Genomic DNA, 9,505 nt, shown 5'->3' on the forward strand with positions numbered 1-9,505 from the left:
CGAGGCCTGTCCGCTAATGAGAACGCACGCGCGCTGATATCCATGATGGCCCGGAGCAAATGCTCCAATCAAAGGCCGGATACATTGATGCAAGACCACTCACCACCTGATCGACGAACCTCTTGCTACGCACGGCCGGACCATACATTTGGGTCAACAGCGTCGGGTGCGCACGGCCGAGCCGCTTCCGCTCTGCCCACAAAACCGGTACTACCCGCGAGCCAGCCGGGACTTCGCGTACGGGCCGAGATCGGACAGCTGAGATGATCCATCGTTAGCGGGCATCACTTAGATGACGCCGAGCCCATTAGCATCCGGCGTCCGCGTTGGCTTCTGCAAGCACCCGGTCGCGCAAGACCATGGGAGAACGTTCGCCGCGCCGGGCAAACGCGATGACTCTCGCCGCGATGGTCTCGCGAGCCCGCGCGTCGCCACTGATGTGAAGGGAGTTGCAGGCTTCCTCACACGCCAGGGACATCGCCTCAATATCGTTGGGCTCGAATACGCCGTCCAATACGAACGGAAGGATGACACCCATAATTCAGCTCCTCTGTTTATGGGACGCCTCTTGGTTCGACATCTCCATTAACGAGGGAGTCTGGGCGCATTGGGAGCGGGAGTCTGACCTTTATTGCTCACTCGCCGGCCGGGCACGTGCCAGTTACTCCGCGACCAGCACTTGTTCGGGGGTTTTCCCGATGTTCGGTTTGCCCTAGAATATAAACTCGCGAGAATTAAAGGCAGGAAGCGGTGGCCAAGGAAAAGGAAGAAGCAGCCCTTCGACGTCCAGGTGTTCCTCAACACCGTGGCCGGGGGGAGGACTGTTTCGAACTATCGGAAGAATCGGAAGGTCTTCTCCCAAGGAGACCCAGGTGATGCCGTCTTCTACATTCAGGAGGGCAAGGTCAAGGTCTGCGTCGTCTCCGTGCAGGGCAAGGAGGCGGTCGTCGCGCTCCACGGAAATGGGGACTTCTTTGGTGAGAGCTGCCTAAATGGGCATCCGCTGCGGGTGGCGACGGTCGTGACGGTGACGGAATGCGTCATTATGCGGCTCGAAAAGGCAGCTATCGTGCGTGCGCTCCGCGAGGAGCCGAAGTTCTCCGAGATGTTCATGGCTTACCTGTTGTCTAGGAACGCCCGAGTCGAGGAGGACTTGGTCGACCAACTGTTTAATTCCAGTGAGAAGCGTTTGGCGAGGGTGCTCCTCCTGATGGCGAACTTCGGCAAGGAGAGTAAGCCCGAGCGGGWCATAGCGAAGGTAAGCCAGGAGACACTCGCGGAGATGGTCGGGACCACGAGGTCGCGCGTTAGTATGTTCATGAACAAGTTCCGCAGGCTTGGGTTCATCAAATACAACGGAACGCTGGAGGTCCATAATTCCCTGCTAAACGTGGTGCTGCACGACAGTCCTCACCTCAGGAAGAGTGCCGAAAGGGAAGAATGAATTTGGGGAATCCGGTCAGTAGTGGCCAGCACGGTCCTAGTTCAACTTGACCGCTGCGATTGTCCCGAGACTATCTCTGTGATGACGGCTGCGTTCGGCAGGGTCTCTCAATCCGTCACGTATCAGATGAACGGCAACGATGATGTCAAAAAGACGCTCGCTTTGATATCGTCCCATGACCGCTTCGGGTCATAGGCGACATCGGACGCCGATCACCCTACGTCCGCAACCAAGAGCGGACATCGTGGCAATTTAATCGCAAGCCAAACCGGCGAGGGACTTCATTCCTATAAGCATCGCGGAAAATTTTCCGCCGGTTTGCAATCGCCTCGGCCGTGTAGCGCCCATGCTTGTACGCGTGTTGATTGCCTTTCGGTGCGCCCGGTGACGATCCGCCGTGCATCCGGCACCTACCGTTTGCCATTCCCGGCGACTGGCACGACTTCCCGCTTCGCGTTCTCGCTCCGCAACGTTTCGCCCGCTGCATATCCAAGAGCATGGGGTTGATTCTCCGATTTGGTTAGCACCCCACCCCCTCCACGTTGCCGACAATCGCTTGCCCGCCGCTGTGCGTTGTTGGTGCCATCAGCCGACATCTGTGTCCAGACCGCGGTCCAGCGCGGCGGCCTTCGCGTGCGGATGCGGGCGATGCCGTTTACGAATGTTCGGATGACATCGTCTAACTGAAGGTGTTGGCTACCTGGACACGTCTTAGCCTGCGGCGGGGATTTGCCCCGTGTCCGCGACGGAAATTATTCGCTTTTCCGTCGCTGGAACCAAAATCCCGCCGCCCTATTGTTCCCTTAAACAATGGAGGAACATCATGATTTCCAAATGTCTTGCAATAGCAATCCTGGCTACCGCATCGATGAGCGGCGCGGCGTCGGCGCAAACAGCCACAAACCAAGTGGCTTCGACTACCAGTGCTACCACACACAAGGTGGGTGAATGGCGCGCGTCTAAGCTCGCCAACGTCGATGTATACAATGAAGCAAACGAGAAGATCGGCAACATCCACGACGTGATTGTGGATAGGTCAGGCAAGGTGGCCAATGTCATTCTGGGTGTGGGCGGTGTTCTTGGCCTGGGCGAGCACTACGTGGCGGTCGCCTTCGATAAGCTGAAGTGGGTTGACCAGCCGGTGACCTCGACAACTGCGTCGACAACGTCCGCACCGCCGAATGCTCCTGCACCGACTTCCGCTCCAGACAGTGCCACGCGAACCACCACCGGTGCTGCAACTACCACCACGACCACCACCACCACCAGCGCTAGTAAAAGTTGGTATCCCGATCACGCCGTGCTTAGCGCCAGCAAGGATGAATTGAAGGCCATGCCGGAGTTTAAGTACTAGCTCTCGACGTACGATCCAAAAGCCGCCCCCAACGGGGCGGTCTTTTGTTTGAATGGCCAGATCGATGACGCGGGATTCTCCGTTGCGTGGAAAGGCCACCCTCTAGCTTACTGATCCAGCTCTCTCAAAATGCGGTGGGCCACGTGCGTTCTTGGGATGCGCGGAAGGCCTCAAGCAGCTTACGAGCCTTCATCGTATCGTGGCCATCTCGGTCCAAAGTGGCAACACGCTGCTCCCGTTCGGCAATGTGGCGCTCACCCTGCGCTACATGTCTTTCGGCTTGTTCCAAAGGACGTAGTTGCATGTCGGGGCGAGGATGATTGCGCCGGGCTTGCAGCCGCCGAAGTAAGGCCCACGATCGAGCAGCCCCACATCAATCCGTACTCAGTCCACGCGCGCATCTGCCTTGGCGTTGCAGCCTTTGGCGCCGCACTGTTTGTTGCGGCGCTGTTCATGGGCATGCGGTAGGGCCGGCTGCGCCAGCTTGGACAAGCGGCGCGGCCGTAGAAGTAAAGCCAGGAAGAGACTGGCTTACTTCATGTTACCTGGCGCCACCTTCGTGYCGCCTTGGTCGCTGCCGGGACCAGAGCCGCCCTGGCCGGATGCATCGGGTTTCACCATTCCGCCCTTGGCCATGCCGTCTTTGCTCATGCCGGTGGTGCCTTTGGTCATCGAACCTTTGTCCGTATTGTGCATGCCGGGCTTCTGCATGTTGTCGGACTGCGGAGCGGGCCTGGAATTCTAAGCGAAGGCGGTACCGCACATAAGGCCGAGGGCGGCGGTAGCGATAATGATCTTCTTCATCGAACACTCCTGTTTGGATTCGTGCAGGGCCAACGGGAGCCGCAGGAGCCACGTTCCTAAACCGTCCGTTCAGAAGGAAAGAAAATCTAGCAGGGATTTCTGAAAGCCGCTTTCGTGTTTCGACAACCAGCCGCGCTCGATCGCGTGCTTGAGCCCGGCGCCGAACTCGGTGCTGCTCCCTTTCAGCTTGAACAGGCGCGTTGATCCGCTCGATGTAGATGCGGCCGTCCTGACCGGTTCGAACGCTGGCGGCGAGCTCGACGAACTTGCGAGCGGGCCCGGGCATGTTGCGGCCTCGGTGAGAGTAGCTTCCTTGGGCGACAGCCCCGGTGATGTAGTTAGCGGCATCGCGAAGTGTGACGAGCACCGTGCCGTTCGGTAGCACAACGATTTCGTGAAACTTGGCGAACTAGGCGCCTTCGGCCAACGTCACAGTTGGAACGTCGGCGCTTCCTCTAACGAGCCGCGAAGGCAATACGGAGAACCTTGAAGCCCTTAACATCAGGGAACGCCTCGGCCGCGTCCGGGGAAACCAGTTTCACTACTGCGGCTTGTACATCTCCGTTGATAAGTCGATCGAGCGGACTGATGTCGCTTACTGAAAGCTGGACCTCCGTAGCACCCGCGGCCGCCAATGCGACAAGGATGTCCTCTTCGATCGCTGCCTGCGACTTATCGATAGCGACATTCAGGCCGTTGAGCGCGGAGGCTGATTTTACGTCCGGACGGGAAAGCAGGAGAGCGACCAGCGGCGAGGAAGCGTCACCACCCTTGGTCTCATCCGGCGCCTCCGGAGTACCGCTATTCGTCATTTGCACCGCGACCGCTAGCGCTGCCATGACCAATTCCTGGGGGGATTTCTCTCTTTGTGAGTCGGTGCTCTCCATAGCCGCCGCCTTCTCGGTCTCTAAAACAGGCAGTTCCTTTGGTTCCGTCGTGATCGAGCTCGGAGCCTCAGGGATCTCCGAATTGAGGGGGGGAGTGCCGGGGGCTGGCCTCAGCTTAGGCCGCGGCTCAGGCGTCGCCGGAAGTGCGGCCTGAACATTGCCGGTCTTCTTCTTCGGAGGCAGGACATCGGCGGATGTCGGCTCCGCACGCTTAGAAATGCGTATGTGGGGGACTTCCCTCGATGCTTTGGCACCAGATGTGCTGGCAGCTCTCGTGGCAGCAACCTGGTTTCTCTGAAGCGTCCGCCGACTCCACGCCATGTATGACTGGCAAGGAAGGTTGCACGGCAACCCATCGATGTAGACGGTGCTGGGAGAGTCCAGCGGGTTCGCCAATGACGCACCAACGAAACCGAAGCTTACAACAAGTACTATTGCCCATACTTTCACTGAAATCACTCCTGTGTGGAAGTCGCTATTCTCGATCACCGTCGAGCGCGAAATAATCAGTGGCCGAGGTGCGGGCCGAAATCGAAATGTCGTGGACGTTGACGTCCAATTCCGACCGAATAACGGCCGGCCGGAACTCGCGAGAGCGTGACAGGCGATTCCGTTCCGCCGGGCGTAAGGCGAGCTGCCGGGGCGGTTGGGTTTCTGCCACTCGGCCCATTAAAACTATAGGGTCTGCCGAGGCCCTGACGACATTCGGGCTGGGTGGGGTGTCTGGAGGCCATCAACCCAACTAGACCTGAAGCAGGCTGTAAAGCGCCAGCTTCATTTCCTCACCTTCAGCCCGATCTCGACTAGGCGGCGGATCGCCTCGAGACGGCCTGGCAGGTCCTCTTGCTTGTGGCGCCAATTGTCCAGGTCTTTGAGGAATTCCGCGGGATATTCCGCCGCGACAAACCGGGGGATTTTGGTCGATTTATCGGGACATAGGAGCGCCCGCTACCCAAAGATTTCTTATGAGGTCCAGGTAGATCGGAAGCGCGGCAAGAGCAGCGCGGAGAATCTAAGGGTTGGCTAGCTAGCGATCATCGCCCGCCGGTTAACGCTGGCGGCCCTAGCACTCCCGGCGCTCTAATCCGCAATTGGATCGGCAGCCGGGAGCATTGGGGCTGGAATTGACATGCCGTGCCATGTCCCATTGGACCCGGGTCACAGATCACGCGGCTCACTCTAGCAAGCCCACCACGTCGTACTCGAAGGCCACGGCCTCCGGATCGTTTTCATCGAGCGAAACCCTTCCTCAGTCGCGAACACCATCAGCTCTTTGCCCTGGTCGTAGATCCAGACGGTCATTGATCCCTCTTCAGCTTGCGCCGGCCCCAATGGGGCTCCTTTCCCTTCGGGTTAAACTCCAGGACGTGGTGGCGGTTCATTGCCCGCATGACCTCGATGCGGGCAAACATCGTCGGGCCGCCACTTTCCGTCACCAGGATCAAGGCTTCCATCGCCGCTTGCCACTCCGGTACGGCGTGCTCTTTCTTCGGCAGCGTGGCGATGTACTCGCCGGCGTCGAGCAGCGTCGCCAGCCAGGTCATGGACAAAGGCTGTGGAGGCGTGCGGCATGCAGCGACGTCAACATCATGCCGGGTCTTGCAGACTGATCGTCGGCGAGAGGCCTTCCGGGCTCCCGCGGACCGTCGCTGAGGCAACGCGGGCGCGGATGATCGCGCGTCAGTTGAAGAGTTGTCGAAGAATGTCATTCTAGCGCGCCGTAATCGCTTTGGGCTCGAAACGCGGTAGTAATCCGAAGCAACTCGATCGCATCGATGTCGTCCGGGTGACACGCTTTGCACTTAATCCAGTGCAGTAATCGAGAAAGATCGAACGGCGCGGCGGATGTACCCAGCCGGATGATCTTGAATGGCCCCGACGTGTGATGCGTCGGGGCCATTATTTTGGGCATATTGATCGTGGATGTCGGCTTTCGGACCCGGAGCCGAAATCATATGCTCGGTCCGAGCCTTTCCGGAGGTGACCCATAGCGGGCATTTGGTCGCGTAATTAAGTATTCGGGCCGATCTCCGGGGTGCTAAACTTGCGTCAGACGATCATCTTTCTTTACGCCGGTGCGGCCATGAGGCGGCGGGCTTTTCTCACTGTCATGTGTGGTGCGGTGGCATGGCCGCTCGCTGCGGCGGCACAGCAGAGCACCAACAGCAAGCGTCTTGCTATCTTCAGTCCAGCGCACCTAAGCGCGCACTTGCACGAGCATAGCGACAGTAAATTTTCCCGAGGTTCCTTCTTCGCCGAGCTTCGGCGGTTGGGGTGGATCGAGGGACAAAACCTCAAGGTCGAAAGTTACGGCCGAGAGCAGAACACGTCCGATCCCGAAGCAATGGCGACGGAAATCGTTCGGAGCAACCCGGATGTCATCTTCGTCGTTGCCCTTTACGCGGTCATCTTCAAAAAGCTGACATCGCGTATTCCGATCGTAGGGATCACTGGCGACCCCATCAGGCAAGGGCTCGCCGAAAGTCTGGCTCACCCGGGCGGCAATTTCACGGGAGTGACTGTCGACGCCGGTCCATCCATTTATGGAAAACGGATCGCACTATTGCGCGAGATGGTTCCGACGATGTCGAAACTTGGCTGTCTGGCTCTTCGATCGCAATGGGATCAGCCGAACGCAGGCGCTTTCCGCACAGCGGCCGAAACGGCAGGCCTCCCTCTCGCGGTGTCTTTGCTAGAAATCGGTACCAGCGAAGCAGGCTATCGGGCGGCGGTCGAGAGCATGTCCCGCGACGGTGCAGATGCGGTCATGGTCCTCGAGTCGCCTCAGGTTTTTCAAAACAGCACTTTGATCGCTAAGCTGCTCGGCGATGCGAAGCTTCCGGCAATTTTCGCGTTTACCGAAGCCGTCGAGGCCGGCGGCTTAATGGCCTATTCCTTCGATCTGATCGAATTGTTTAAGCGTGTCGCCAACAACATCGACGCAATTCTCCGAGGAGCAAAGCCCGGCGACATCCCGATCTATCAGGTAACCAAATTCGAGTTGTCCCTCAACCTCAAGACAGCCAAGCAACTGGGGCTTTCCGTACCTCCTACGCTCGTCGCGCTTGCCGATAAGGTCATTGAGTAGATAAGCAAAGGTGCGGTTATGGCCCGAAGGCGAAGATGGTCAAAAGCCGCATAAGGTCCGCCGTGTAGGGCGGACCGGACTTCGGCGCCGCCCCCGACCAGCTCTTTTGCTCCGAAGGAAACATCGCTTGCTCAGTCACGCAGTTCGCGTTTGATCCGGTCGAACCTCCGGCGACGCCGGCATTCGCACACTCTACCGGGGACATGATGGACGCTCCCTAAAGGCATGCTAACCTGTCTGTCGTGACCTGACAGAGCATGGGCAACGGAGGTTCATTATGCCCGCCTATTTTATTGTCCAAAACACGATCATGGATGAAGCGCAGTATCAGAAATACGTCCAAGCCGTCGTGCCGTTCATTGCCAGCTTCGGCGGAAAGCTCGTCGCCAGACGTGCGAAAGTGGAGGTTCTGGAAGGCGAGCATGATCAACGGCCAGTGGTGATGTTCGAATTCCCCGACATGGAGGCGATCCACGCGTTCTGGAATTCGCCGGATTACATTCCGATCAAGAAGCTACGCGAGGGGATAGCCACCATGAACATTTGGGCTTTTCCGGGCGCGTGATCCGGCTCACGACATACTGCCGAGGTACAGCGCTAGTCTTCGAGGATCAGCGCACCGAGCCCGAAGAACGTGACGCCACCCACCCAGAGCATTTCGAACGCGGCCTCGATAGCTGAGGTCTCGATCGGCGCGTCGCGGGTGTAGGACACGACGATAAAGATCAAGTTTAGAGCCAAGCCGACCGAGCCACATGCGAAGAAGAGCAACTTAAAGAGGCGTTTCATGATCCTCATCCGTACTAGAGGAACCGCCTTGGGGCGCTTAGGCGCTTAATTGCGTGCCGTAGCCAAGCTCACGCCCGCGAACAGGACGGTCGAAAGCCTCGCTGACGACGAGCGTGTACAGGATCGCTTAGCGGCGCGCGCATCCAAACACCGCAAGGCTCGAAAGCGCGGTGAGGAAGTATTGCCGGTGCCGTTTGTTCAGACTTAGCTCGTCCGTACCTTGGCATCCCGCAAGCGCCGAACGTAGTAGCCTTGTCTCTCAACGGCCAACTTAATCTCGTCGCTGACCTTAGAAACTCTTTTCTTGCTCTTCCGCCATTTGCTCGATGAACCAAATGCCGGGATCGGAGAGCCTTTGCTTAAGACGAGAAAATCACGTTTGTGATTGAAATAGATTTCAAACATCTTTACCCCCGACCGACTAGCTTAATGTCTCGGACGTCTGCACGGCAATTGATGTGCAGCGCGGTAAATTTGCCGCCGAACTTCAAATCTAGACGCGATCCGACGCAACCCCGCCCCCCTGTGAACAGCGGGGATGATGCTGCACAATTAATTCTCCAGCAACAATTTATGCTTGTATGTTGTTCGTATGTCACGCTCACACACCGGCTCGCTTCTTGATCAATACGAATTAGCGATCGACGAGATCGTCGCCGCTTGTGACGGTGACGTGCGCGGCGCGCTTAGGGCATTGATGCTTGTCAACGAGCAGCTAGAGCAACGATTGGAGCGGATAAGCGCTCAATTGGATGATCAGTCAGAGGTCCATCAGCCAAGGGAATTCGTGACTGGCCGCCGTGGCTCGCTCCACTGACGTAGGTTGCCAAGGCAGCTGTCGAAGTGCGCAGAGTACCGGCGGCGTCGAAGCCCGATTAAAGTATTGGATCGGGCTCCCGCACGGCTTGTTAGGTGATCAGGCGAAGAGCCGCAATCCGGTCTCCGCTTGCGTCGTTGGGGTCTGCTTGCCAACGATGCGCCGCAGCTCGACCGCGACGCCCTCCAGCACCGCGCGCTTCTCCTTCATCCGCTTGGAATGGTTGTAGACCTTGCCGGTGACGGTCGGCACGACGACCTCGGCCTTCTTGCTCGCGGCGTGGTCGAGACATTTCGCGATCCACGCATCATCGAAGCCGAGG

General features: G+C 58.3%; 9 protein-coding genes and 2 pseudogenes. 4 read left to right on the forward strand and 7 right to left on the reverse strand.

Annotated elements, in window-relative coordinates:
* Positions 1 to 307: 307 nt before the first annotated feature.
* Complete coding sequence (locus AB4Z51_RS42830) at positions 308 to 538, reverse strand: hypothetical protein (RefSeq protein ID WP_441499578.1); 231 nt, start codon at positions 536 to 538, stop codon at positions 308 to 310.
* A 195-nt stretch (positions 539 to 733) separates the two neighbouring features.
* Between AB4Z51_RS42830 and AB4Z51_RS42835 the strand changes: the two genes are divergently transcribed.
* Positions 734 to 1,444 carry a Crp/Fnr family transcriptional regulator gene (locus AB4Z51_RS42835; RefSeq protein ID WP_441499586.1) on the forward strand — a complete coding sequence of 237 codons (711 nt, stop codon included), beginning with the start codon at positions 734 to 736 and terminating at the stop codon, positions 1,442 to 1,444.
* Between the two features lie 217 nt (positions 1,445 to 1,661).
* Here AB4Z51_RS42835 and AB4Z51_RS42840 read toward each other — a convergent pair whose 3' ends face one another.
* Entirely contained in the window at positions 1,662 to 1,943 is a 282-nt protein-coding gene (locus AB4Z51_RS42840; RefSeq protein WP_441499579.1) for an HGGxSTG domain-containing protein, read from the reverse strand.
* Positions 1,944 to 2,180: 237 nt separating this feature from the next.
* Here AB4Z51_RS42840 and AB4Z51_RS42845 point away from each other — a divergent pair, with 237 nt between their 5' ends.
* A complete protein-coding gene (locus AB4Z51_RS42845; RefSeq protein ID WP_441499580.1) occupies positions 2,181 to 2,798 on the forward strand; it encodes a PRC-barrel domain-containing protein in 618 nt (205 codons plus the stop codon).
* 531 nt (positions 2,799 to 3,329) lie between these two features.
* On the opposite strand, the pseudogene AB4Z51_RS42850 reads toward AB4Z51_RS42845, so the two are convergent.
* The 3 genes and pseudogenes from AB4Z51_RS42850 to AB4Z51_RS42860 all read right to left on the reverse strand — a co-directional run bounded on the left by AB4Z51_RS42850 (position 3,330) and on the right by AB4Z51_RS42860 (position 6,033).
* A pseudogene (locus AB4Z51_RS42850) lies at positions 3,330 to 3,602 on the reverse strand (hypothetical protein).
* Positions 3,603 to 4,057: 455 nt separating this feature from the next.
* The gene (locus AB4Z51_RS42855) at positions 4,058 to 4,489 is read right to left on the reverse strand and encodes a hypothetical protein (protein ID WP_441499581.1); all 432 of its coding nucleotides are present in this window, start codon (positions 4,487 to 4,489) and stop codon (positions 4,058 to 4,060) included.
* 1,298 nt (positions 4,490 to 5,787) lie between these two features.
* Complete coding sequence (locus AB4Z51_RS42860; RefSeq protein WP_441499582.1) at positions 5,788 to 6,033, reverse strand: hypothetical protein; 246 nt, start codon at positions 6,031 to 6,033, stop codon at positions 5,788 to 5,790.
* A 500-nt stretch (positions 6,034 to 6,533) separates the two neighbouring features.
* Between AB4Z51_RS42860 and AB4Z51_RS42865 the strand changes: the two genes are divergently transcribed.
* Both AB4Z51_RS42865 and AB4Z51_RS42870 read left to right on the forward strand, forming a co-directional pair.
* Positions 6,534 to 7,577: an ABC transporter substrate-binding protein gene (locus tag AB4Z51_RS42865; RefSeq protein WP_441499583.1), complete on the forward strand. Its 1,044-nt coding sequence runs from the start codon at positions 6,534 to 6,536 to the stop codon at positions 7,575 to 7,577.
* Between the two features lie 277 nt (positions 7,578 to 7,854).
* Complete coding sequence (locus AB4Z51_RS42870) at positions 7,855 to 8,142, forward strand: DUF1330 domain-containing protein (RefSeq protein WP_441499584.1); 288 nt, start codon at positions 7,855 to 7,857, stop codon at positions 8,140 to 8,142.
* A 32-nt stretch (positions 8,143 to 8,174) separates the two neighbouring features.
* Here the strand turns inward: AB4Z51_RS42870 and AB4Z51_RS42875 are convergent, their stop codons facing one another.
* Together AB4Z51_RS42875 and AB4Z51_RS42880 are read right to left on the reverse strand one after the other, a co-directional pair.
* The gene (locus AB4Z51_RS42875) at positions 8,175 to 8,366 is read right to left on the reverse strand and encodes a hypothetical protein (protein WP_441499585.1); all 192 of its coding nucleotides are present in this window, start codon (positions 8,364 to 8,366) and stop codon (positions 8,175 to 8,177) included.
* Between the two features lie 916 nt (positions 8,367 to 9,282).
* Positions 9,283 to 9,505: pseudogene (locus AB4Z51_RS42880) on the reverse strand (hypothetical protein); the annotation flags it as partial.

The organism is Bradyrhizobium sp. 2TAF36 (assembly GCF_052114925.1).
Taxonomy (GTDB): domain Bacteria; phylum Pseudomonadota; class Alphaproteobacteria; order Rhizobiales; family Xanthobacteraceae; genus Bradyrhizobium; species Bradyrhizobium barranii.

Coding starts and splice junctions, on each gene's coding strand:
- AB4Z51_RS42830 (WP_441499578.1), bottom strand. CDS start 538: ATGGGTGTCATCCTTCCGTTCGTATTGGACGGCGTATTCGAGCCCAAC.
- AB4Z51_RS42840 (WP_441499579.1), bottom strand. CDS start 1,943: ATGCTCTTGGATATGCAGCGGGCGAAACGTTGCGGAGCGAGAACGCGA.
- AB4Z51_RS42855 (WP_441499581.1), bottom strand. CDS start 4,489: ATGGAGAGCACCGACTCACAAAGAGAGAAATCCCCCCAGGAATTGGTC.
- AB4Z51_RS42860 (WP_441499582.1), bottom strand. CDS start 6,033: ATGACCTGGCTGGCGACGCTGCTCGACGCCGGCGAGTACATCGCCACG.
- AB4Z51_RS42870 (WP_441499584.1), top strand. CDS start 7,855: ATGCCCGCCTATTTTATTGTCCAAAACACGATCATGGATGAAGCGCAG.
- AB4Z51_RS42875 (WP_441499585.1), bottom strand. CDS start 8,366: ATGAAACGCCTCTTTAAGTTGCTCTTCTTCGCATGTGGCTCGGTCGGC.